The organism is Ruegeria haliotis (genome assembly GCF_013377785.1).
Classification (GTDB): domain Bacteria; phylum Pseudomonadota; class Alphaproteobacteria; order Rhodobacterales; family Rhodobacteraceae; genus Ruegeria; species Ruegeria haliotis.
On record NZ_JABXWT010000002.1, the window covers coordinates 130130 to 154124 of the forward strand.

General features: G+C 55.6%; 25 protein-coding genes and 1 tRNA gene. 9 read left to right on the forward strand and 17 right to left on the reverse strand.

Features of this window, described 5'->3' with window-relative positions; translation table 11 throughout:
* Positions 1-20: 20 nt before the first annotated feature.
* A complete protein-coding gene (locus HW561_RS05645; RefSeq protein ID WP_176862582.1) occupies positions 21-1568 on the reverse strand; it encodes a helicase HerA-like domain-containing protein in 1548 nt (515 codons plus the stop codon).
* 454 nt (positions 1569-2022) lie between these two features.
* Here HW561_RS05645 and HW561_RS05650 point away from each other — a divergent pair, with 454 nt between their 5' ends.
* Complete coding sequence (locus HW561_RS05650) at positions 2023-2601, forward strand: invasion associated locus B family protein (protein ID WP_176862584.1); 579 nt, start codon at positions 2023-2025, stop codon at positions 2599-2601.
* Between the two features lie 52 nt (positions 2602-2653).
* Here the strand turns inward: HW561_RS05650 and HW561_RS05655 are convergent, their stop codons facing one another.
* Genes HW561_RS05655 through HW561_RS05670 form a run of 4 tightly spaced genes read right to left on the reverse strand, consistent with a single transcriptional unit; the run spans position 2654 to position 6894 of the window.
* Positions 2654-3862, reverse strand: coding sequence for a beta-ketoacyl-[acyl-carrier-protein] synthase family protein (locus HW561_RS05655; RefSeq protein WP_176862586.1), 1209 nt, complete (start codon positions 3860-3862; stop codon positions 2654-2656).
* An 8-nt stretch (positions 3863-3870) separates the two neighbouring features.
* Complete coding sequence (locus HW561_RS05660) at positions 3871-4128, reverse strand: acyl carrier protein (RefSeq protein WP_176862588.1); 258 nt, start codon at positions 4126-4128, stop codon at positions 3871-3873.
* Positions 4129-4160: 32 nt separating this feature from the next.
* Positions 4161-5252: a UDP-3-O-(3-hydroxymyristoyl)glucosamine N-acyltransferase gene (lpxD, locus tag HW561_RS05665; protein ID WP_176862590.1), complete on the reverse strand. Its 1092-nt coding sequence runs from the start codon at positions 5250-5252 to the stop codon at positions 4161-4163.
* Positions 5253-5286: 34 nt separating this feature from the next.
* A complete protein-coding gene (locus HW561_RS05670) occupies positions 5287-6894 on the reverse strand; it encodes a L,D-transpeptidase family protein (protein WP_176862592.1) in 1608 nt (535 codons plus the stop codon).
* 353 nt (positions 6895-7247) lie between these two features.
* On the opposite strand from HW561_RS05670, the gene HW561_RS05675 reads away from it, so the two are divergent.
* Both HW561_RS05675 and HW561_RS05680 read left to right on the forward strand, forming a co-directional pair.
* The gene (locus HW561_RS05675) at positions 7248-7817 is read left to right on the forward strand and encodes a YcbK family protein (RefSeq protein ID WP_176862594.1); all 570 of its coding nucleotides are present in this window, start codon (positions 7248-7250) and stop codon (positions 7815-7817) included.
* A 359-nt stretch (positions 7818-8176) separates the two neighbouring features.
* Positions 8177-8644: a hypothetical protein gene (locus HW561_RS05680; protein ID WP_176862596.1), complete on the forward strand. Its 468-nt coding sequence runs from the start codon at positions 8177-8179 to the stop codon at positions 8642-8644.
* A gap of 92 nt (positions 8645-8736) precedes the next feature.
* Here the strand turns inward: HW561_RS05680 and HW561_RS05685 are convergent.
* From HW561_RS05685 to iscR, 10 genes are all read right to left on the reverse strand, one after another.
* Positions 8737-8813 (reverse strand) — tRNA-Arg (locus HW561_RS05685).
* A gap of 88 nt (positions 8814-8901) precedes the next feature.
* Complete coding sequence (locus tag HW561_RS05690) at positions 8902-10122, reverse strand: cysteine desulfurase (RefSeq protein ID WP_176862598.1); 1221 nt, start codon at positions 10120-10122, stop codon at positions 8902-8904.
* Between the two features lie 13 nt (positions 10123-10135).
* Positions 10136-10699 (reverse strand): YIP1 family protein, encoded by a 564-nt coding sequence (locus tag HW561_RS05695; RefSeq protein ID WP_176862600.1) that lies wholly within the window; start codon positions 10697-10699, stop codon positions 10136-10138.
* A complete protein-coding gene (locus HW561_RS05700) occupies positions 10696-11181 on the reverse strand; it encodes a YIP1 family protein (protein ID WP_176862602.1) in 486 nt (161 codons plus the stop codon). The genes HW561_RS05695 and HW561_RS05700 overlap by 4 nt, the downstream gene beginning before the upstream one ends.
* On the reverse strand, positions 11181-12461 hold the full coding sequence (sufD, locus tag HW561_RS05705; RefSeq protein ID WP_176862604.1) for a Fe-S cluster assembly protein SufD: 1281 nt from the start codon (positions 12459-12461) through the stop codon (positions 11181-11183). The genes HW561_RS05700 and sufD overlap by 1 nt, the downstream gene beginning before the upstream one ends.
* The gene (gene sufC, locus HW561_RS05710) at positions 12461-13216 is read right to left on the reverse strand and encodes a Fe-S cluster assembly ATPase SufC (RefSeq protein ID WP_176862606.1); all 756 of its coding nucleotides are present in this window, start codon (positions 13214-13216) and stop codon (positions 12461-12463) included. The genes sufD and sufC overlap by 1 nt, the downstream gene beginning before the upstream one ends.
* Before the next feature lie 49 nt (positions 13217-13265).
* Entirely contained in the window at positions 13266-13469 is a 204-nt protein-coding gene (locus tag HW561_RS05715) for a hypothetical protein (protein WP_176862607.1), read from the reverse strand.
* Entirely contained in the window at positions 13469-14989 is a 1521-nt protein-coding gene (gene sufB / locus HW561_RS05720) for a Fe-S cluster assembly protein SufB (protein WP_176862608.1), read from the reverse strand. Before sufB ends, HW561_RS05715 begins: the two co-directional genes overlap by 1 nt.
* An 18-nt stretch (positions 14990-15007) precedes the next feature.
* Positions 15008-16051 (reverse strand): cysteine desulfurase family protein, encoded by a 1044-nt coding sequence (locus HW561_RS05725; RefSeq protein ID WP_176862609.1) that lies wholly within the window; start codon positions 16049-16051, stop codon positions 15008-15010.
* A 53-nt stretch (positions 16052-16104) separates the two neighbouring features.
* Positions 16105-16563, reverse strand: a complete 459-nt coding sequence (gene iscR / locus HW561_RS05730; RefSeq protein WP_176862611.1) for a Fe-S cluster assembly transcriptional regulator IscR — start codon at positions 16561-16563, stop codon at positions 16105-16107.
* A gap of 178 nt (positions 16564-16741) precedes the next feature.
* Between iscR and HW561_RS05735 the strand changes: the two genes are divergently transcribed.
* From HW561_RS05735 to HW561_RS24260, 6 genes are all read left to right on the forward strand, one after another.
* On the forward strand, positions 16742-17395 hold the full coding sequence (locus tag HW561_RS05735) for an alpha/beta hydrolase (RefSeq protein ID WP_176862613.1): 654 nt from the start codon (positions 16742-16744) through the stop codon (positions 17393-17395).
* On the forward strand, positions 17395-17640 hold the full coding sequence (locus HW561_RS05740) for a hypothetical protein (RefSeq protein WP_176862615.1): 246 nt from the start codon (positions 17395-17397) through the stop codon (positions 17638-17640). Before HW561_RS05735 ends, HW561_RS05740 begins: the two co-directional genes overlap by 1 nt.
* On the forward strand, positions 17637-18800 hold the full coding sequence (locus HW561_RS05745; RefSeq protein WP_176862617.1) for an HD domain-containing protein: 1164 nt from the start codon (positions 17637-17639) through the stop codon (positions 18798-18800). The genes HW561_RS05740 and HW561_RS05745 overlap by 4 nt, the downstream gene beginning before the upstream one ends.
* Positions 18801-19180: 380 nt before the next feature.
* Positions 19181-19516 (forward strand): DMT family transporter, encoded by a 336-nt coding sequence (locus HW561_RS05750; RefSeq protein ID WP_176862619.1) that lies wholly within the window; start codon positions 19181-19183, stop codon positions 19514-19516.
* A 76-nt stretch (positions 19517-19592) separates the two neighbouring features.
* On the forward strand, positions 19593-21410 hold the full coding sequence (gene typA, locus HW561_RS05755) for a translational GTPase TypA (RefSeq protein ID WP_176862620.1): 1818 nt from the start codon (positions 19593-19595) through the stop codon (positions 21408-21410).
* Positions 21411-22017: 607 nt separating this feature from the next.
* A complete protein-coding gene (locus HW561_RS24260; protein ID WP_408015366.1) occupies positions 22018-22323 on the forward strand; it encodes a pentapeptide repeat-containing protein in 306 nt (101 codons plus the stop codon).
* A 389-nt stretch (positions 22324-22712) separates the two neighbouring features.
* Here the strand turns inward: HW561_RS24260 and HW561_RS05765 are convergent, their stop codons facing one another.
* Positions 22713-23336, reverse strand: coding sequence for a transglutaminase-like cysteine peptidase (locus tag HW561_RS05765; protein WP_176862622.1), 624 nt, complete (start codon positions 23334-23336; stop codon positions 22713-22715).
* 371 nt (positions 23337-23707) lie between these two features.
* Positions 23708-23995 (reverse strand): DUF1330 domain-containing protein, encoded by a 288-nt coding sequence (locus tag HW561_RS05770; RefSeq protein WP_176862624.1) that lies wholly within the window; start codon positions 23993-23995, stop codon positions 23708-23710.

The following is a 23995-nucleotide window of genomic DNA, read 5'->3' on the forward strand; positions in this document are numbered from 1 at the left end:
CCGCATCGGGCGCCTCCCTGTCATCGATTGCGGAACAGCCCGCCCAGGATACCGCGCACAATCCGGCGCCCGGTTGTTCCTTTCAACTCTTTGATCACAGCCTGGCTCATGGCGGATGCAAACGTATCTTTTTTACGCGTCACGCGAGAAGAAGATCGCCCGACACGGCCCCCCGAGTATCTTCGGGCCGAAGAATACTCGCGTTCCATCGGTGTTTGCTGTTCCTGAACCTCTTCGGATTCGGCAACCTCTGCAGCCTTCGCCGCTGCATCGGCGCGGGCCTGAAGAATTTCAAAAGCTGATTTCCGATCCGTCGTCGTATCGTATTTCGCAGCCATAGGCGACGCATTCAAAACCGCCTGACGCTCGGCATCTGTGATCGGGCCCAGTTGCGAACCGGGTGGTCGAATCAACGTCCGCTCGACCATGCCCGGAACACCCTTTTTTTGAAGCATCGAGGTGACGGCTTCACCGACTCCAACCTCGCGGATTGCGACTTCGGTATCGAAGGTTGGATTTTCACGATAGGTCTCGGCTGCCAGTCGCAGGTTCTTGCGATCACGGGCAGTGAAGGCCCGCAAAGCATGTTGCACCCGGTTACCCAGCTGGCCCAGAATATCCTCGGGGATATCGGCCGGATTTTGCGTGATGAAATAGACGCCGACACCTTTGGATCGGATCAGACGGGCCACCTGTTCAACCTTGTCGACCAGAACCTTCGGTGCATCGTCGAACAGCAAATGCGCCTCATCGAAAAAGAACACGAGCTTGGGTTTGTCCGGATCCCCAACCTCGGGGAGTTCCTCGAATAACTCACTGAGCAACCATAGCAAGAAGGTCGCATAGAGGCGTGGCGACCCCATAAGCTTGTCCGAGGCAAGGATATTCACCACCCCTTGCCCGGTTTCATCAGTGCGCATCAGATCCGCCAAATCCAGCGCGGGTTCTCCGAACAAGCGGGTCCCGCCCTGATTTTCCAGCACCAGCAACCGCCGCTGAATCGCGCCGATCGACGCCGTAGACACATTGCCATACCGCAGTGACAACTGCGTTCTGTTTTCACCGATCCAGACCAACAGCGCCTGCAAGTCCTTGAGATCCAGCAGAGGCATCCCCTCTTCATCCGCAACACGGAACGCAATGTTCAGGATGCCTTCCTGAGCCTCACTCAACTCCATCAATCGAGACAGCAGCAAGGGGCCCATCTCGGTCACGGTGGTGCGAACCGGATGCCCTTTTTCACCAAACAAGTCCCAGAACGTCACCGGACACGCCGCATAGGCAAAATCGGAAAACCCGATGCGCCCGGCCCTGTCCTCAAAGGCTTGATGCAGCTTGTGTGTATTACTGCCTGGCAATGCCAAACCGGACAGATCCCCTTTGATATCGGACAGAAACACCGGAACACCGGCTTTGGAGAACCCCTCAGCCAGGATTTGAAGGGTGACTGTCTTGCCGGTTCCCGTGGCCCCGGCAATCAGGCCGTGGCGGTTGGCATACTTCAACGTCAGCCCCTGCGGCTGATCGTAATTATCACCCGCGCCGCCCAAAAAGATATTATCGACCATGTATGTACTGCCTCAATTTTCACCGATCCGTGACCAGCATACAAAGTTAACCTTTGACTGCGATAGTCCATTCGTTCTCTTTGCGGCGTGAACTGCAAGGGGGCAGACTTCCTCCCTGTTGACTGGCCGTGCCTTCGGGCACGGTTTTTTTGCGCGATGCTGTGTTTAATGAACGCGAACTGACGCATAGATTAAAATTTCAGGTTAGCAGTTGACCGACGCGCGCCCCTTTCGTAGGGTTTGCGCATAAATAAGTCGGCCAGTCCGACGGGGAGAACCATTTGGAAAAGGGAGCTGCTTGACCAGTTCCCTTTTTCTTATCCGAAATCAGGTAAATTCACCTAGTCAGGCAAAATTCCGTTCACTTTCAGACGCTCGCATCTCTTAGCCCCTGACAGGGGCCGCGAACGGTGCTAGACGAGGCAAAAAGCTCAATCATCAAACCGAGGCATTCATGATCAAGAAGCTTATCTCGTTCAATATTGCGGCCGCTGCGCTGTTATGCGGAGCCGTCAACGCGCAAGAAGCGCCCACGTCCGATGCTGACACCGGCCTGGATCTTGGCGAAACCGGCCCTCGCACCGGAGAGCAGTTTCTCAAAGAGAAATCCGGCGACTGGGATATTTCGTGCATCAAGGCTCAGGAAGGCGCAGATCCGTGTGCTCTGGTGCAAGTCCTCAATGGCCAACAAGGTGAACCGATTGCAGAAGTCTCAATTGGCAAACTGCCCGAAGGCGGTGCAGCCGTGGCATGGGCAAACGTGATCGTACCGCTTGAAACGCTTTTGCAGGCGCAGCTTGCCCTTTCAATCGATGGCGCACCACGCAAACTGTACAACTACCACCACTGCGTTCCGGTCGGCTGCATTGCGCAACTGGGCCTGAGCAAAGGTGATATCGACGCCATGAAGGCGGGCAGCGAAGCGAAATTCTCTCTGGTTCCTGCACGTTTTCCAGATCAGGTTCTGGAAATGGATATGTCTTTGTCCGGCTTCACCGCAGGATTTGATGGCCTGACCGTCAACCAGAACTAAGGGCGTTCAATTCCAGATCGCCGCCGCAACAAAGTGGCGGCGATTTTTTCTGCTAAATGCGCTTTAGTGCCAGAACGGCATTCAACCCGCCAAAGGCAAACGCATTGCTGAGCGCGACATCGACCTTGGCCTCTCGGGCCTCGTTCGGAACAACATCCAGCGCGCATTCCGGGTCGGGTTCTTCATACCCTATCGTCGGCGCGATGATCCCGTCCCTCAGCGCCATGATGCACGCCAACAGCTCGACAGCGCCTGTGCCGCCGATCAGATGCCCGTGCATGGATTTGGTCGATGAGATCATCAGGTCATCCGCATGAGGTCCGAAAACGCCCGCAACTGCGGCACATTCCGTTTTGTCATTGGCCGCCGTGCCTGTACCGTGCGCATTGATATAGCACACATCGCTGGCATTCAGCTTGGCATCCACCAGTGCTCCCTCCATCGCGCGCGAAGCACCCTGTTTGCTGGGCATTACGATATCTGACGCATCCGAAGACATGGCAAAGCCAACAACCTCACACAGGATTTCAGCGCCCCGGGCACGTGCATGTTCGTATTCTTCGAAAACGAAAACACCAGCACCCTCGCCTTGCACCATCCCGTTACGATTGGCGCTGAAGGGGCGACAGGCGTCCTTGGACATCACACGCAAACCCTCCCATGCCTTAACACCGCCAAAGCACAGCATCGATTCAGCGCCGCCTGTGATCATGGCTGGCGCAGCCCCACTGCGCACCATCTGAAAGGCCAGCGACATCGCGTGGTTTGACGACGCACATGCAGTCGAGACCGTAAAGCTTGGCCCCTTCAGGTTATGTTCCATCGACACATGGCTGGCCGCAGCATTGTTCATCAGCTTGGGCACCACAAACGGATGCACCCGGTTCTTGCCATCTTCATAGACCGAGCGGTAATTGTCGTCCCATGTGGAAACGCCGCCACCGGCAGTGCCCAGAACAACTCCGGACCTTGCGGCCAGTTCACCGTGAAATTCAATCCCGGATTGGTCGATCGCCTCTTTCGCTGCTGTCAGGGTGAATTGGGTGAACCGATCATACAGGGTCATTTGCTGACGGTTGAACCGGCCCTCAGCCTCGAACCCGCGGACCTGTCCGCCGATCTTGATGGCCAGTCGGTCCACATCGCGAAACTCCAGGTCCGAGATACCACAGCGACCTTCGCGCATGGCCTCCAGCGTGTCGGGGACCGAATGGCCCAGCGAGTTGATGGTACCAGCCCCGGTAATGACAACGCGTTTCATAACTGTTGTCAGACCTTTTCCGACACGAGCTTATCGATCCCGGAAATGATCGCAGCCACGTTGGTAATGTCGAAATCGCTGGCCGTTGGTTCATTTGCGTTGAACGGGATAGTGATGTCGAACTCTTCTTCGATGGCAAAAATGCTCTCAACCAGACCCAGGCTATCGATACCCAGATCCTCGAGCGTGCTTTCGGGTGTCACGTCCGATGGCTCCAGCACGGCCTGCTCTGCAATGATTGCGATGACGCGGTCGCTGATGCTCATGTCGATCCCCTGATTACCGGTTTGACGTTGATTTAATCGCTCGGAGGCTGTTTGAAAACAGCCTTTTTCAACGCCTCTACGTCACGCGTCAAACGTGGCAGACGGCGCTGTGCTTTGTATATGTCCGTATGGGTTTCCATTTTGATGCCCGGGTAGCCCATGATGACGCGACCGGCAGGCACATTGGACAAGATCTTGGTGCCCCCGCCCGCAATGACGCCATCGCCGATAAAGATGTTGTCGACCACCCCGGTCTGCCCACCCAGCACTACATTATTGCCAATCTCAACCGAGCCGGAAACACCCGTCTGACCGCACAAAAGGCAATCTTGCCCAACGCGTGTGTTGTGACCCACGTGAACAAGGTTATCCACCTTGGAGCCGCTGCCAATGCAGGTGTTGCGGATTGTGCCGTTGTCGATCGTGCAATTGGCGCCGACCTCGACATCGTCGCCGATCTCTACCGCACCCAACGAGTGAATGCGCAACCAGTTTTGCGCCTTGGCGTCGCCCTGATCGCCTAAAGTCTTGCGTACGTTTTCAACGCCCGAAACTTCGGGCGTAACAAAGCTGAACCCGTCGCTGCCGATCCGGGCGCCGGGTTGCGCGATAAACCGGTCGCCGATTTGTGCGCGTGCTCCGATACTGACCATTTCGCGTAAAACCGCGTTGTCCCCAAGGACAGCGTCGGTTCCGATCACACAATGCGCTCCGATGATGGCACCTGAACCAATACGGACCCGTGCGCCCACTACAGCCAAAGGACCAACAGATGCGTTTGGCGCTATCTCGGCGGTCGGATCGATCACGGCCGAGGGATGAATGCCCGGTTCAATCCCTTGCCCCCGGTCCAGCATGGCCGTGATTCCAGCCATTGCCATACGCGGGCGCGGCACGAAGATCGCAGCCCGAAGGCCCAGAGCCTGCCAATCCGCATTTTCCCACAACACGGCCACACGCGCGTCGCCGTTAGAGAGTGCCTCGGCGTATTTCGGCGCCATGGCCATTGCCAGATCCATCGGTCCCGCATCACCGGGTTCGGCAGCGCGCACAATGGTCAGACCGGTGTCGCCCTGGCACTCCGCCCCAAGGGCGTCGGCGATTTGCTGAACGGTAAATTGCATGGCGGGTTTCCTTGTCGCAGGATTTGACCCGTGATTACCCCTGAACGTCCGGCAGGACCACCCCTGCCTTTTGCAGCGCGTCCCAAATCTTGCGGTCGCGGTTGTAGACATCGCGGCGATACTGAACCTCGCCCTTGGGTCCGATATACGCAGTACGATAGATCAGGTGCACCGGAACCGACTGTTCCAGATCCACCTTGGTCTCTTTTCCGGTTCGCAGCACACGCTGGAAAAACGCCTTTGGGTCTTCCTCTTGCCGGGCCAGCAACGCGTAGGCAAAATCAAACGGCTGTGCCAGACGGATACACCCGTGTGAAAACGCCCGAACCTCGCGCGCGAACAGACTTTTCTGAGGTGTATCATGTAGATAGATGTTGTACTTGTTGGGAAACATGAACTTCACCAAACCCAGCGCATTGCCTTTGCTGGGGGGCTGACGCATCGCAAAGGGGAAGTTGCGCGCAGTGAATTGGGTAAAGTCCACAGCCCCACGATTGACCTGACGACCTCTTCTGTCGGTGATTTCAATATGGCCCACCGCACCCGGGTTCGCTTGCAGTTTCGGCAGATACTCCTTGGTGATGATCGAGCGTGGTACATACCAGCTTGGATTGATCACCATATGCTCCATCTGGTCTGAGAATTCCGGGCTGCGACGATCCTTGATGTTCTTGCCGATTACCGCGCGGGTTTCGAACGTCACCAACCCGTCATCAACGATCTTGGCTGAAAAGTCAGTCTGATTGACCAGGATGTGGCGTGGACCACGTTCACGCGGCAGCCAGCGCTCACGCTCCAAAGCAACATAGACCGCCTTCAAGCGATCCGAAGCCGGGCGATTGAGTTCTGTGATAGTGCCCTGACCGGCCACACCGTCAGGCTCCAACCCATGCGCTGTCTGAAACGCACGAACGGCCGCCAGCAACCCATCGTCAAAGCCGGGGCTGGCTGTCGGGTTGAGATACCCCATTGAAACCAAACGATTGCGCAGTTTTAGAACATTGGGGCTGGTATCACCATGTTCCAACTTCGCTACCGGAACAGTTGGGCCCCACCCTCCCTGATCAACCAGCGTTTCCAGCGCCAGTTTCTGCTTCATCAGCGCCCGATACTGCACCGATTGTGGCGCGAGTTGATCAAGATACGTCGCCCCGTGCGTATCTATCCCCTGCAGATGTTCCGCTGCACTGCGCCGTTCAACCTTGCGCACAAGGCCTTCGTCAATTTTGGCCGGGCGCAAAGCCCCCGCATAGAGATCATCCGCATATTCGACAAAAACCCGGGTCAATTCGGCCTCAACCGCACCCAAATCACGCACCGAGCGCGCGTTTTGCATCTGGTCCAGCAATGCCTGTACATCGTAGCTGGCTGCAGGCAGCCCATGCAGATCCGTATTAGACAGTGCTTTGATCAATGCAGCGCGACGTTGCGCATGCTCTGGCGCATCCCCGACCCAAATAGGCGAAAAACCGTTGATTCGATAAAACTCAGCAATTCCGGACGCATTCGGCACATTTTCGGCAACTGCCATCTGAAAGGCAGTGTCAGGCGCCGCATCAGAGGTGGTATTTGCCATGGTGGCCGTTGCCGCAAAACAGGCGGTCAGCAGGATACTGGTACTTGTCCGAAAAACAGAGAGCATGGGATGACCTTGGTTATTCAATAGCTTGCACAGAAAAGCGCCGCGCCGACCAAATATGGTTTTGCGACCGGGTGCTTGTCCATTCACAAATCCCTTACCCAATCGCTTCTGCCATCGCCTGATGCGCGTTTGCATCGACCGGGTTGCAAAAAATCCGCAAATGCACAGAAAAATGAGACCTTGCACAAATTGCGCAAAAAACTGCCGAAAATTCCCCCTTGAAAAGGTGATTTTGAAAGACTTCTTGGCGACCGAATCCGATTATGCCATAAATTCGCCATCTGGGATGGGAAATAATTAAGACAGCGCGCGTAACATCGTGTGCAGGCAGGAACAGTACGGGACGACACAAAATGACCAACGGCAGTACCTCGGGCTTGACCCGGCGTGCCCTATTGGGCGCATTTGCGGCTACAGCAGTTGCCGCAGCACCGACTTTCTCCAATGCAGCAGGATTCCTTCGAGGTGGCGGTGATATCCGCCGTATCCGTATGTATTCCGGTCGGACGGGCGAGCGGATTGATATGATATATTGGGTTGACGGCAAATACATCAAGGACGCTGTCAAAGAAGTGAACCACTTCATGCGTGACTGGCGGACCGATCAAACCAAGGCCATGGATTTGCGCACAATCGATATCATGGCCGCCTCGCACAATCTTCTGGATGCGAACGAGCCTTATATGTTGCTGTCGGGCTATCGCTCGCCACAGACCAACGCGATGCTGCGTTCGAAATCTCGCAATGTGGCACGGAACTCGCTGCACATGCAGGGTCAGGCCGCTGATCTACGGCTGGCTTCGCGGTCGGTTTCGCAGATGGCCAAAGCGGCCATGTCCTGTCGCGCAGGCGGTGTTGGCAAATACTACGGTTCGAACTTTGTACATATGGATTGTGGCGTCATCCGTAGCTGGCGCGGTTAATACCGACCACACTAAAGTCGGCGATATGAGTCTTTCAGACTATTCTCTGGATGACATTTTTTAACTCGCCGTTGAACATGGCACAGGATTGCAACTGATCTGCTCTTGCCTGGGTGCTGATCGCAATCGTAGGGTCTATACTGTTGACTATCCTACTTTTGTACACCGTTGGAGACGGGCCGGATAACCCAGCTATCTGAGCGGGCCTTCTGATCCAAACGCCGATCGAAACCCTATCGCTCACGACCCTGACTGTCACCTACGTTCGATCTTCCATCCCCGCATCGAACGCATCTTTTCTATCCGTAAATACTGAAATCCGTGTCATATCTTCCATGCATTTTATTGAAGGAACGAATATGTCACTGAATTTTCGGGCCATTATTGAAATCGTTGAGAGGTTGGTTGTCATAACTGCTGCCGGTATTGCAGTCTTCCCGCTTTACCAATGGTATAACGAGAAGGATGACCGAAGGCTGGAACGGATTACAACGTTTATCTCAGCGGGTTCGGAATGCCTTAACCACACCGATTGGATGGAAAACAACATACTCATTAGTCTCGAAGCATGGGATGAATCGATTACGAACACGATCTACGCCAGATTGAACGTGGCAAAGATGTGTAGTGAGTTGTATGGCTCATTACATGCCGAATTCTTGGGTGAATATTCGGACAAACATGAGTACTTTGAACCTATCTGGAGTTCGGCTACCCGTCGCGATATTGGCGTATGGATTGAAGCCGCAGCTCACACGGAAAAGTATACAGCTGATGACTTTTTTGAATGGGAGCAAGCGACCAGATTTTCGACCGAAAACCAATGACCGACCAGCCCGCCAAAGGTGATAGGGTATTCCCAGTCTTGCACTGACAAGCCACTTAAACGTGTGCAGAACCGTGAAGTTTTTTGGTTTAATGGCGCACCTGAGAGGATTCGAACCTCTGGCCTCTGCCTTCGGAGGGCAGCGCTCTATCCAGCTGAGCTACAGGTGCCTTGGCCGTTAGCTAACCTTGTTCCGACCCGGGTGCAACTGGAAATCTTCCCGGATCAATCAGGTTTTGCACTGACCGTTCAACGCGTTCAGGCGAACAGATCGTGCGCCAGTTCCAGCGCCTCGATCAAGGTGTCGACCTCATCCGTGGTGTTATACAGACCAAAACTCGCACGGCAGGTTGCCGTCACACCCAGATGGTCCATCAACGGTCCGGCGCAGTGATGTCCGGCGCGGACCGCAACGCCCTTTTTGTCCAGGATCGTCGAAACGTCATGCGCGTGCCCTGCCCCATCCAGCGTAAAGCTGAAGATCGCGGCCTTGTCCGGCCGGGTCCCCTGAACCTGCAGCCAGTTCAAACCGTTCAGGCGCTGCATGGCATAATCCCGCAACCCGGATTCATGCGCGGCGATGTTCTCCATCCCCAGGTCCATCATGTAATCCAATGCGACGCCCAAACCGATGGTTTGAACAATGCCCGGAGTTCCGGCCTCAAATTTCATCGGTGGATCATTATAGATAACCTGATCCTTACTAACTTCTTTAATCATGTCGCCACCACCCATGAAGGGGCGCATTTCAGCCATACGGTCTGACTTGATGTAGATCGCGCCAGATCCAGACGGACCATAAAGCTTGTGTCCGGTGATCGCGTAGAAATCGCAACCGATGTCCTCGACATTGACCGGCATATGCACAGCGCCCTGACTGCCATCGACCAGAACAGGGACTCCCTTGGCGTGTGCGCCTTCGGTGATGGCTTTCACATCCACCACGGTCCCCAAAACGTTCGAGCATTGGGTGACGGCGACCAGTTTTGTTTTCGGCCCAATGGCGTCAATCACCACTTGCGGGTCCAACCCGCCATCGGCATCTACATCAACCCATTTCAGGACAACGCCCTGCCGTTCGCGCAGGAAGTGCCAAGGCACGATATTGGCGTGATGTTCCATGACGCTAAGCACGATCTCGTCCCCGGCCTGCATGCGCGGCATGGCCCAACCGTAAGCAACCAGATTGATGCCTTCGGTCGTGCCCGAATTCAGAACGATTTCATCCTCGTTCGATGCACCAAGGAACCGTGCGATCGTTCCGCGCACGGCTTCGTATTTTTCGGTCGCAAGGTTCGAAAGGAAATGCAGGCCGCGATGCACATTCGAATATTCTTCGGCATACGCTCGGGTCACCGCATCGATCACGACCTGCGGTTTCTGCGCCGAGGCGCCATTGTCCAGATAAGTCAGCGGCTTGCCATTCACCTGACGCGACAGGATCGGAAAGTCTGAACGAATTTTCTGCACATCATACATAGGTCTATGTTTCCTAGACGGGCCCGCTTGGGGTCAACATGAGGACGAAAGGAACCGCGACAAGGGCCGACAGCAAGATCACGGCAAACGCTTTGGCAAGCGATCCAAATTGATGCGCCTCATTCAGGAAATGGAGGGTGATGTAAAGGCTCAGCAATGCCGTCGCCAGCAACAACATCAGCATCATAAATGGAAAGGTGATGCTAAGCGCAAGCGTGATCAGCAGGGCCGCAATTTGCAGAAACTGCAACCAGATCGTCAGCACCATCATGCCTTCAAACGTCGCGGTGCCCCCCAGAAATCGTCCGATATAGAGAAAAGCCACAATGCTCAGCATCATAGCTCCGGCGGATTTGATTAGCACCAAAGGTACCGGTTCAAGCTCTCTCAGCGCCTCTTCCGGAATTGGTACCAAAAGGTCGATGCCCAATTGCACGAGGCAATTCAGCACGACAGCCAGAAAAAACGCCAGCCACAAGACCTCGCGTCCCAGACGCAGGTCCATCAGATGGCGGGCTGCCTCAGATGGTTGGCGCAGCGTCAAAACAGCCAGATTGCCCAAGGACACCATATTCATTCAGCAGACCTTTGTACCTGTCTGAGACCGGATAACCAGAACCAGACAAAAACGGCAACCCAAACGAGCCCCACAAGGGTCAACGTTGGTCCGGGACCGATAAACCCGGCCACCAGCCCGTTCAGCAACACCAGAGGTGCAGAGGACAGCAAAGCCCAAAACAGCGCAAGCCGCGCACCATATGCGGTTCCATGGCCACCCACCAGGCGGGCTGCCCAATGAGAGACCATAGCCAGGATATAGAAGAACAGCGGCAGAATGAAAACGGACCCCAAAAGGGCACCGCCCAGCAGCATATTCAGCTCAAGCCCCTCAAGATGCGCGCGACGCGCAAGGCCGGGCATTTGCGCAATGAAAGCAACCAGACAAAAGGCCATGACAAAGGCCAATGCCCGGTCTTCGCGCGGACCCATATCCAGAAGCCGGCGCACCACACGCCCCGGCCGCCGGTAGGTCGCCACGATATCCGTCGAGACAGGCATCAGCTACGCCGCGCCAACCAACCTTCCAGACGGCTCACGATGGCTTCGGCCAGAGAGCTGTCTTCGATCTCGTCCACCGCCTCGGCCAGAAAGGCCAAGGTCAGCATATTGGTCGCGTCCTTGGTTGGCACGCCACGAGATCGCAGATAGAACAACGCCGTTTCATCGATCGCGCCCGAGGTTGACCCGTGTGAGCAGGCAACGTCGTCGGCATAAATCTCAAGTTCGGGCTTGGCCAGAAACTGGCTGTCATCATCCAGCAACAAGGACTGACTGATCTGATAGCCATCCGTTTTCTGAGCACCTGCCTTGACCAGGATCTTGCCCTGAAAAACACCTGTCGCACCGTTTCGCAGCACCTTTTTGAAAACCTGACGGCTTTCGCAATTCACGGCGTCATGGGTGACAAAAACTGTGTCGTCGTGATGGAAATCTCCGTCCCCGACACAAGCCCCCGCCACGTGTGCGACAGCATCATCTCCGGTCAGTTCAACGATCTGCTCATTCCGGGTCAACACACCGTTCACAGTAAGGGTGAAGGATTTATAGACCGATTCCTGCCCTAAGCGGGTGAACATATGTGTCGCCGCGCGACGCTCATGATCCCGGCCCTGCGCACGCACGTGGTGCAGCGTGCCATTGTCGGCGACATCGATCTCCATGCACTTGTTAAAGCGTGACGCAGCCGGTCCGGTTTCAAGAATGGTCGCCTCGGCACCGCCTTCGACTCGAATAACATGATGCAGAACGACGTCTGACTCCGGCGATTCATGCCGATAGATCAGGTTGATCGGTTTAGAGGGTTTGCCGGTCACATGAATGGCAACGCCATCGGTTGCAAAGGCCGTGTTCAACGCCGCCAAAGGACGCTGTACCGGATCCTGACCGCGCGCCTCAAGAACGCCATACAGTTCCTTGGCCCAGTGAATATCCTTGCAGCAGATATCTTCGAGCCGATCAATGACGACACCTTCGAGCGACAGATCATCCGATTCCTCTGGCGTGAACACGCCATCAACGAACACGATCTTCAAACGGTCGAGTTCATCGAAAATCAGCGACTCATCATCCTGCAACACAGCCGCCGGAGCCGCATGTGGTGCAACCAGCGTATCAGGCTGGGTATACTTCCAATACTCGTCCCGCCGGTTTGGCAAACCGGATTCCAGCACACGGGCCAATGCATCCTCGCGCGCAGCACGGGTGCAACCGGCATCGGGCATGGTCAAGGTGGCCAGCCGCGCCTCGGTTGCAGTTTGTTTGACTTCGGGCAAGGCCATCAGTTCACCTCGGCAAGAATGTCGGCATAGCCATTGTTTTCAACTTCAAGCGCCAGCTCAGGACCACCTGTTTTGACAATACGTCCATTGGCCATGATGTGCACAACGTCTGGTTTGATATGGTCCAGCAAGCGCTGGTAATGCGTGATAACCAGAAAACCCCGGCCCTCATCCCGCAGTGCATTAACGCCTTCAGCAACCAGCTTCATTGCGTCCACATCCAGACCCGAGTCGGTTTCATCCAGAATGCACATCTTGGGCTCAAGCATGGCCATCTGCAGGATTTCGTTGCGCTTTTTCTCACCACCCGAGAAGCCAACATTAACCGGGCGCTTCAACATATCCGCGTCGATCTTCAGGGATTTGGCCTTGGCGCGCACTTCTTTCAGGAAGTCCGTCGCTGACAGTTCTTCTTGGCCCCGCGCCTTGCGCTGCGCATTCACAGCGGTGCGCAGGAAGGTCATGTTACCCACACCAGGGATTTCGACCGGGTATTGGAATGCCAGGAAGACACCGGCTGCGGCGCGTTCTTCGGGCTCCATCTCCAACAGGTCTTCGCCATTCAGGGTGGCTGAACCTTCGGTGACGTCGTACCCATCGCGACCCGACAGGACATAGCTGAGCGTCGATTTGCCCGAGCCGTTCGGGCCCATGATCGCGTGCACTTTACCGGCGTCGACCGTCAGATTCACACCCTTGAGGATCTGCTTGTCTTCTTCTTCAAGCTGTACGTGCAGGTTCTTGATTTCCAGCATTTTTTGTCCTTTTGCGTATCGCAAGGGGCGCTTTGGCCCCAGTCAATTTCTATCCCAGCACTTTCCGGATCAGGCGCACTGCAATCCATCCAAGGATTGCCCCTCCGCCCACGGCCCAGACCGGGTTGATGAATTCCATGTGATTGACGTTGACGTACACCACGCCAAGCAAGCCGCCCAGAACCGGCAATGCGTATCCCAGCCAGGTCAGCACATCATCCCTTTGGATGCGGTTCCGGGGCTCGCGCGTCATCAACCAACCGAGCCTTCCAGCGAGATCGCCACAAGCTGTTGCGCTTCCATTGCGAATTCCATCGGAAGGGCTTGTAGGACATCCTTGCAGAACCCGTTGACCACAAGGGCAACGGCCTCTTCCTCGTCCATGCCACGTTGACGGCAGTAGAACAACTGATCCTCATCCACCTTCGAGGTTGTCGCCTCGTGTTCGACCCGGCTCGAGTTGTTCTTGACCTCGATATATGGAACCGTATGCGCCCCGCATTTGTCGCCGATCAGTAAGCTGTCGCATTGCGTATAGTTCCGGCTTTCTTTGGCCTTGGGATGCATCGAGACAAGCCCGCGATACGTGTTCTGTGCGTGACCCGCACTGATGCCTTTGGAGACGATCCGTGACTTGGTGTTTTTGCCAAGATGCACCATCTTAGTCCCGGTATCAGCCTGCTGATAGTTGTTTGTGATGGCAATCGAGTAGAACTCACCCTGACTGTCATCGCCGCGCAGGATACACGACGGGTACTTCCACGTCACAGCCGAGCCGGTCTCAACCTGCGTCCACATCACCTTGGAACGGTCACCGCGGCAATCAGCGCGTTTGGTGACAAAATTGTAGATACCACCCTTGCCGTTCTCATCGCCCGGGTACCAGTTTTGAACGGTCGAGTACTTCACCTCGGCGTCTTCCTCGATAATGATCTCAACTACAGCCGCGTGAAGCTGCGCGACATCACGTTGGGGTGCCGTGCAGCCCTCCAGGTACGACACGTAAGAGCCCTTGTCGGCAATAATCAAGGTCCGTTCAAACTGGCCGGTATTCTCGGCATTGATGCGGAAGTAAGTGCTCAGCTCCATCGGGCAGCGTACGCCCGGCGGGATGTAGACAAACGATCCGTCCGAAAACACGGCTGAGTTCAGCGTTGCATAGAAATTGTCCGATACTGGAACAACAGTCCCGAGGTATTTTTTGACCAGTTCGGGATGCTCTCTGATTGCTTCAGAGATCGAGCAGAAGATCACGCCCGCCTTTTTCAGTTCGGCCTGAAATGTTGTCCCGACTGAGACAGAGTCGAACACCGCGTCCACAGCAACCTTACGGCCTTCGGCAGGCGCGTTTTCTGCCCCTTCGATGCCTGCAAGAATCATTTGTTCTTTCAAGGGGATACCCAGTTTTTCGTAGGTGGCGAGAAGTTTGGGATCAACCTCGTCCAGTGACTTGGGCTTCTCTTCCATCGACTTGGGCCGGGCGTAGTAATACTGGTTCTGGAAATCGATCGGTGGGTAATGCACCATGGCCCAGTTCGGCTCGTCCAATTTGGTCCAGCGCTCGAATGCTGCAAGACGCCATTCGGTCATCCACTCGGGTTCTTCGTTTTTCTCCGAAATAAGCCGCACGATATCGGGGTTCACGCCCTTGGGCGCGTATTCCATCTCGATCTCGGTTTCCCAGCCATATTTATAGGTTCCGACCTCACGTACCGCATCCACGGTTTCCTGATCGACACCCTCTTTCACCTGGGTCTGGTCCAATGCGGCCATAGTCTACCCTCCGTCAGATCACGCGGCGCGCGCGCGATGCTTTTTCTCTTTGTTCAGCCACGTTTCGGCGAAACGCAGCACATCATCTTTCGTTGTCCGAGGGCCCAGCGACACGCGAATTGCGCTGGCTGCTGTCACCTCGTCATATCCCATTGCAGTCAACACCGCGCTGGCGCGAACTTTGCCGCTGGAACAGGCAGAACCCGCACTGACCGCAAAACCCGACAAATCCATTTGCATCACCTGTGTCTCACCCTTCCAACCGGGCGAAGCAAAACATAGGGTATTTGGAAGCCGCTCGTGACCTTTCCCGACAAAAATAGGTGATTTTACCGCGGCCTCAAGAGCGTTTTCTAGAATATTTCTAAATTCGGTAACCTGCTCCCATACTCCGTTGGCTAAATCCTGTGCAGCCGCTTCAGCTGCGGCCCCTAAGCCCACTATACCGATGACATTCTCGGTTCCTGAACGGCGACCCATTTCTTGCCCGCCACCCTTGATTTGCGCGGCCAGATCGGTGCCTCGCTTCATCACGACAGCTCCTAAACCCTTGGGTCCGCCCAGCTTGTGAGCCGAGACCAACGCCATCTGCGCACCAAGCCAATTGAATGCAATCGGCAGTTTACCAAACGCCTGCGTCGCATCCGTTACGGCCAGTCCAGAGGGCAGCGATTGCACTATTCCCGTTTCGGAATTGGCCAATTGAAGGGTGGATTTTTCCGGCTCTTCAACCTTTACCAGACCATCCTCAGAAACAGGGATATCCTCTACAGTCCAAGCCCTTACTGCATCATGTTCAATTGCTGCACCATGCAATTCACGTCCAGCCAAGGTCAGCGCCGCGCCTTCGGTAGATCCTGAGGTGAAAACGATATCGGCACCATCGGCCCCAAAAGCAGCCGCAACCTGCGCACGTGCATTTTCAACCAATGACTTGGCCGCGCGCCCCTCGGCGTGGACCGAGGACGGGTTTCCACAGATATCCATCGCCTTGATCATCGCTTCACGTGCTTCGATCCGCAAAGGCGTGGTGGCATTGTGATCCAAATAAACACGTTTCATGGATACACCTTTTTCCGGATGCGTTTCATGGCTTTGACGCAATACTCACAGATCTATTCATCCACAATGGAAAACAGGTTGGGCACCGCAGGGCATGGCACCAGATCATTCTTGATCACATCCGACAGCCGGGTTTGATGCAAAAACACATAGACGTGCGCACTGAGACCTTCCCACAGTCGGTTCGTCAACGACTGGGCACGACTGCCCGACGATGCACCTGATGCGCCTGCCCCTTTTTGCAGTGCGTCAATCGTTTCATCCACAGCGGCCAGAATTTCGACCACACGAATCTCGGACGCGGGCCGTGCCAGTCGATATCCGCCCCCTGGACCACGAACCGACGTAACAAGTTCTGCGCGACGGAGCTTGACAAAAAGCTGTTCCAGATACGGAAGCGAAACATCCTGACGTTCCGAGATTTCTCCCAGGGTTACCAGCCCGTCAGACGGCTGAAGTGCGATGTCAGCCAGTGCAACCATCGCGTAACGACCTTTGGTCGATAGCTTCATTATCATTCCCTCTCGGCAAGATCCGCGCGAAAACATTGACGCCGCCGCTGCCAGTGCGTATCTCCGACGGACAGCGACTTAGCGCTCAGCAATTTAATTAGAACCGTTCTAAGGTGCCCGACGATAACCGTCAAGTATATCCGGGCGCCGATGATGACAAGACAGGACCAAAGCACACATGCCCGAGGTGATTTTTCCCGGACCCGAAGGCCGCCTGGAAGGCCGCTACCACCCGCAAAAGGAAAAAGACGCACCGATCGCCATCGTGCTGCACCCGCATCCTCAGTTCGGCGGGACCATGAACAACAAGGTCGTCTATAACCTGCACTACGCGTTCTACAACATGGGCTTTACCGTGTTGCGCTTTAACTTTCGCGGCGTGGGCCGTAGTCAGGGCGAATACGATCAGGGTATAGGTGAGTTGAGCGACGCAGCATCCGCATTGGATTACCTGCAGTCGATGAACAGCAACTCAAAACACTGTTGGGTCGCGGGCTTCTCGTTTGGCGCATGGATCGGCATGCAACTGTTGATGCGCCGCCCCGAGATTACAGGATTCATCAGCGTGTCACCGCCTGCGAACATGTACGACTTTTCGTTCCTCGCGCCCTGCCCCTCATCCGGTTTGATCATCAATGGGTCTGCTGACCGTGTTGCACCACCTGCGGACACCACCGCACTGGTTGGCAAGTTGCACGAGCAAAAAGGCATCACAATCACCCATAACGAAGTTGAAGGTGCTGATCACTTTTTCCAGGATCGTCACATGGATACGCTGATCACTGATGTCAGTGATTATGTGAAACGTCGCCTGACCGAGACCACGCGCTGATGTCCGATACCATCACCAATCTTGCGGCCAAACTGGCCGAGGATACGATGAAGGTAATGGATGAGACTGGCGACGATCGTTTCTTTGTTGAGGTCGGCGTCGTTTTGGGGGCGGCCTCGCAGTCCCTGGAAGAAGCGTTTCTGACGGAAATTCGTGTTCGTATGGCCGAGCGTAAAGCCCGGCAATTCGTGATACAGCGGCTAACGGATCACCGATCAAAGCTCAAAGCGATCGAGAAGCAATGACCGACCGTTTGTCGGATCAGATCGCTTTCCTGAAAAGGGTGGATGACTTGAAAACGATCGAGCGGGCGAATGTCCTGCTCGATCAATCCCGCCCCGAGAACTCGGCCGAGCATAGTTGGCATCTGGCGTTGTGGGCTTTGACCATGGCACCTCTGGCCAGTGACGAAGTGTCCATCGACCGGGTGATCCGGATGTTGCTGCTGCACGATCTTGTCGAGATCATCGTCGGTGACCATCCCATCCACCTCAAGACTGACTGGCAAGCCGTTGCCGCAGCAGAACAGTCTGCTGCTTTCGAGATTTTCGGTCTGTTACCGGGCGATCAGTCGGATCGCTTTCTGGCTTTGTGGTGTGAGTTCGAGGCGGATACCACGCCCGACGCCCGGTTCGCCAAAGTTCTGGACCGATGCCAGCCGCTGTTTCAGGTTCTGTGCGCATCGAAACCCCAAACCGACCATCTGGATGTTGTCCGCGAGAATTTGGAAGGTGGGCGCGCGGCCTATTTGGCAGAAGTGTTCCCGCTGGCCTATAGACATGCGCATGACCTGCAATCCGGGACTGAACCCGAGGACAATGCATTCACCAAACGCCTGCCCTTTCTGACCGAAGCAGATCAACTGAAGTCCGTTTTGCGCGCCTCGCGTTTGATGACGAGTGACAGGTTTGAAAACTCTGCCGAACATTCCTGGCACATCATGCTCTACGCTTGGGTACTGTCCGAACATGCCGGCTCAGAAGTTCGGATTGATCGGGTTCTGCAGATGCTTTTGCTGCACGACATCGTCGAAATCGACGCCGGAGATCACCCGATCCACGGACAGGTCGACCACGCGGCGCAAGCTGCCAAGGAAGAAGCCGCTGCAAAACGCTTGTTCGGTCTGCTGCCCGAAATCCAGCGCACTGCCTTTGCTGACCTGTGGAACGAATTCGAAGCAGCCGAATCTGTTGATGCACGGTTTGCCAAGGCAGTAGACCGGTTTCAGACACCTATCGCTAATCTGGAAACCGGTGGTGGCTCTTGGGTCGACTACAACGTCACCTTTGCCCAGATTGAGACACGCGTCCGCCCCGCCATCGAGACCGGTGCACCCCGGCTGTGGGATTGGCTTCGCCCGCAACTGATTGCGTATTTCTTATCCGCAAAGGCAGTAAGTGGTTGACTTAAAATAAAAAAAGGAACCCTAGGGTTCCTTTTCCTTTGCTTAGTTCCGGGTGACGCTTAAAATACGCTACCATCAAACTGTTGAACCATGTGGGCTGCATCAATCTCGACGGACCCCCCGCCTGCAAGCCACCCAAGCGCCACTATAAGAGCCGAAGCAAATATGACGTATTTTGAAAATGTCGTCATCAGAAATACTCGTTAACAAAAAAATTTAATATGGTGATGATGTTACACTAAATGCTGACATCCCATAGTCAGGTATACCTGACCCTAAACTTCCATTTCGCTCATTTTGACCTGCGTGGATTCCTCTTGCCCAAATTTTGAAAATCGTGCTCAACCGTTCATATCGTTCCCACTCTGAGGTTTACCGCAATGCCTAAATCTTTTCTGATCCTGTTGCTGGCAGTCTTCGCGGAAACTATCGGCACGACGGCTTTGCAAGCCAGTCAGCAATTTACGCGGTTCTGGCCTTCTGTTTTGGTTGTCGTGGGATATGGATTCGCATTCTACCTGATGGCTTTGACGCTGAAGGTGATGCCTGTTGGAATTGTATATGCCATCTGGTCGGGTCTAGGGATTTTCTTCATTGCGCTAATCGGGTTTGTTGTCTTTGGACAAAAACTGGACTGGCCCGCGATCCTTGGATTAACGCTGATTCTGGCTGGTATCCTGGTCATTCACCTGTTTTCCGGGACTGCCAGCCACTGACAGCCGGTTAGGGCTGGTATATTTTGTCGCGCCGCGTTATGCGCGCGGCAACTTCCCGTTCAAAGGCTGACCTCTCATGGACCTGCGCAATATCGCAATCATCGCTCACGTGGACCACGGCAAGACGACCCTGGTGGATGAGCTGCTCAAACAATCCGGCGCGTTCCGGGAAAATCAGGCTGTGGCGGAACGCGCCATGGACAGCAATGACCTCGAACGCGAACGTGGCATCACCATCCTGGCCAAGGCCACCTCGGTTGAGTGGAAAGGCACACGGATCAACATCGTTGACACCCCCGGCCACGCCGATTTTGGTGGCGAGGTCGAGCGTATCCTGAGCATGGTTGACGGTGTCGTCCTGCTGGTTGATGCCGCCGAGGGCCCGATGCCGCAGACCAAGTTCGTCACCTCCAAGGCGCTGGCGCTGGGGCTGCGCCCCATCGTGGTCCTGAACAAGGTCGACAAACCCGATGCGGAACCCGACCGTGCCCTGGATGAGTGTTTCGATCTGTTCGCCAACCTGGGCGCCGATGACAATCAGCTGGACTTTCCGTCGATGTATGCCTCGGGCCGCTCGGGCTGGGCCGATATGGAGCTGGACGGGCCGCGCAAAGATCTGGCCGCGCTGTTCGACCTGGTCGTCGACCACGTCCCAGCCCCCGAGCAGGCGACCCACAAGGATGAACCGTTTCGCATGCTGGCCACTACGCTGGGCAGCGACCCATTCATCGGGCGCATCCTGACGGGCCGCGTGGAAAGTGGTACCCTCAAAGCAGGCGACAACCTCAAGGCGCTTAGCCGCGATGGTTCCGTGATCGAGAATTTCCGGGCCTCCAAAATTCTGGCCTTCCGTGGCCTTAGCCAGCAGCCGATTGATGTGGCCGAAGCGGGCGACATCGTGACCATCGCCGGGATGAGCAAAGCCACAGTGGCCGACTCTCTGGTGTCGCCACAAGTTGAAGAAGCCCTGCCCGCTCAACCAATCGATCCTCCGACCATCACCGTGACCTTCGGCATCAACGATTCTCCTTTGGCGGGTCGTGACGGCAAGAAAGTTCAGTCCCGTGTGATCCGCGACCGACTGATGAAAGAAGCCGAATCCAATGTGGCGATCCGCATCTCGGACACGCCCGGCGGCGAAGCGTTTGAGGTTGCTGGCCGCGGCGAATTGCAGATGGGCGTTCTGATCGAGAACATGCGCCGTGAAGGCTTTGAACTTAGCATCTCACGCCCGCAGGTCCTGTTCCGCGAGGAGGACGGCCAGCGTCTTGAGCCCATCGAAGAAGTCACCATTGACGTGGATGACGAATTCTCGGGCGCTGTGATCGAGAAAATCACTGGAACCCGCAAGGGTGAGTTGGCCGAGATGCGCCCTGCCGGAGTTGGCAAGACCCGGATCATCGCTCATGTGCCGTCGCGTGGCCTGATCGGCTATCACGGAGAGTTCCTGACTGACACTCGCGGTACCGGCGTTCTGAACCGCGTCTTTCATGGCTGGGCCGCCCACAAGGGTGCAATCCCGGGCCGTCGTGCCGGTGTGTTGATTTCCATGGAAAATGGTCAGGCCGTTGCCTACGCGCTGTGGAACCTTGAAGAACGCGGTCGTATGTTCGTTGGTCCGCAAACTGATGTTTATCAGGGCATGGTTATCGGTGAACATTCGCGCGACAACGACCTGGAAGTGAACCCGCTTAAGGGTAAAAAACTGACGAACGTCCGCGCCAGTGGGTCTGACGACGCAGTTCGGCTAACGCCTCAAATTAAGTTCTCGTTGGAACAGGCCATCGCCTATATCGATGATGACGAATTGGTCGAGGTCACCCCCAACGCTGTGCGTCTGCGCAAGCGGTATTTGGACCCCCATGAGCGCAAGAGAATGGCGAGATCTGCTTGATTGAGGCCCCTTTGGGCGCTGCTTGGATTGGAAACAGTAGCGCCCCTGTGACATTTTTTCATCCATTTTGAAAATGATCGCTAGAGGAAGACCTGCCGTTACGTCAGGTCTTCTTCATGTTTTACAAGGACAATCTACCCTAGCGATAGTCAATTCTGAGAAATACGCTTCATTTGGCCCTTGTGAATCCGGCCAGACAAAGGTGTATTCATGTCGAAAGTGTGACGTCGTTCATACATGCCCGGGTTTTTGTGGTGCATAAGGACGGCGTAGTTGAGTAACGAGTACCGAGGAGACGCGCTATGCGCATTAAATCCCATTTATTTTCATTTGTTTTTGCGTCAGCCGCAGTTCCCATTTTAACAGCGGGTGCAGCACAAGCTGCCGAGAAATGTACGATACGAACCGCAAAGCAGTCCGTATCAACTGAAACCCTTTGTGCGTGCAGTGTCGTTGATTCCCGAATGTTGCGGTACATTCATCGTAGGCCCGACTTCGAAGATATTTTGGCTCGGACACTGCAATTTTGCCCGGGCTTTGCCGCAGTTTTAACTGACTTCCCGACAGCTTCGACCGGAACTTCAACTCAACGATCAGGAGATGGAGCATCCCAAGAAGGCGGGTCCAGCTCTGGCGGGTCCAGCTCCGGCGGGTCCAGCTCTGGTGGGTCCAGCTCTGGCGGGTCCAGCTCCGGCGGGTCCAGCTCCGGCGGGTCCAGCTCCGGCGGGTCCAGCTCTGGCGGGTCCAGCTCTGGCGGGTCCAGCTCCGGCGGGTCCAGCTCTGGCGGGTCCAGCTCTGGCGGGTCCAGCTCCGGCGGGTCCAGCTCCGGCGGGTCCAGCTCTGGCGGGTCCAGCTCCGGCGGGTCCAGCTCTGGCGGGTCCAGCTCTGGTGGGTCAAGTTCTGGTGGTGGTGACGGCGGCGGCTCCGGCTCTGGCGGTGGTGACGGCGGCGGCTCCGGCTCTGGCGGTGGTGACGGCGGCGGTTCCGGCTCTGGCGGTGGTGACGGCGGCGGCTCCGGCTCTGGTGGTGGTGACGGCGGCGGTTCCGGTTCTGGCGGTGGTGACGGCGGCGGTTCCGGCTCTGGCGGTGGTGACGGCGGCGGTTCCGGCTCTGGTGGTGGTGACGGCGGCGGCTCCGGCTCTGGTGGTGGTGACGGCGGCGGCTCCGGCTCTGGTGGTGGTGACGGCGGCGGTTCCGGCGGTGGAGCTAAAGACTGATAGCGCACGTCTTACAAAAAGCCGGTGAAGGCGATCCTTCTACCGGCTTCTTGTGTGCATCTGAGCGTGAATTCAGATAGTCGAGTTAACCTTGCCCAAAAACACCAACCCATCGGCGAGGTTGATTGGGGTCCTGCATACGCAGGAACAAGTACCGGGTGTCTGCCCAAGGTTTGATACGATTCGTAAGGTTATCCAAAACCAGATCACCACTTGCCGAGCGGTAAACCAAAACAGCATGTGAATTACGGCGTGTATCCAGGACAGTGGCGATCAAGAGCCTTTTGGGATCCACACCCGCAGTAATCAAATCCCTTTTCTTCAGGAGGGCAAAATCTTCGCAGTCTCCACCTTGAGACGTCGGCAAAGCCCATCTTTCGCGTGTCTTGTACTGCGATTGGTCGGTAACTTCGCGGGTAGAGGCATTAACCTGGCGGTTCACCCGGTTAATAATCTGCATTTCCTGCTGGCTGGACAGAGACACCGACCGCTTGCTGGAGCAAGCCCAGCTATATTGGCGACACAGCTGATTTGCACCAGTCGGGGGCGGCGAAACATGAACACTAGGGATAAAAGCACCTTCAGAGGCGTTCGCCGCCGATGCGCCCACAAAAGAGCCCACAACCAAGGCAAACACTCCAAAGGTCCGCCCAGACATCAGCGCGACGCGCCCGATTGCGGACTTGAACTCACTGCCAAACGATTTCATGCCTGTCCCTCGATCCAAGTTTTCCCGAGCGATTGCGGTCAAACAGGACCATATTCCGTTTTCAGAAACTATCCGTAATCCGGTCCAAGTATGCAATCTCAGGTCAAACTGAAGGGGAAAAGAGGCAGAAATTCGTCACTGATTTTGACCATTTCGCGCTCGAATTTAGATCAAGCGGCCACAATTGTGGCGCGAAATTCACACGATTACTCGCGTCGCGATACTTAAGCCCATGACATTTATGAAATAAAGATCACATCCCGCTCTTGCGGGTTATCGCCACAATCAGCCATGGCAGGCTAAGCTGAAAATCGCTTACAGACTGGCGATTTGGATAATATCACACAAGTCTGATGTGCGATTTCTGATTCTCAGTCAGCAATCTCGACAACCACCAACTCACGTTCGCTTGCGTCGCGTGCGTGATTAAGCGCTGTTTGGTATTCAGGTGAATTGTAGCACTCAACCGCAGCTTCAACGGATGGAAAACGGGCCACAACGTTACGCGGACGCTCCTTGCCCTCCAGCTGTACATAGCGGGCGGCGCGGGCGATGAACTCGCCCCCGTGTTTGGCAATTGCAGGTCCGGCCAGCTCAGCATACTTCCCATATGCCTCGTTGTCCGTCACCGTCACATGTGCAATCCAGAGTGCAGCCAT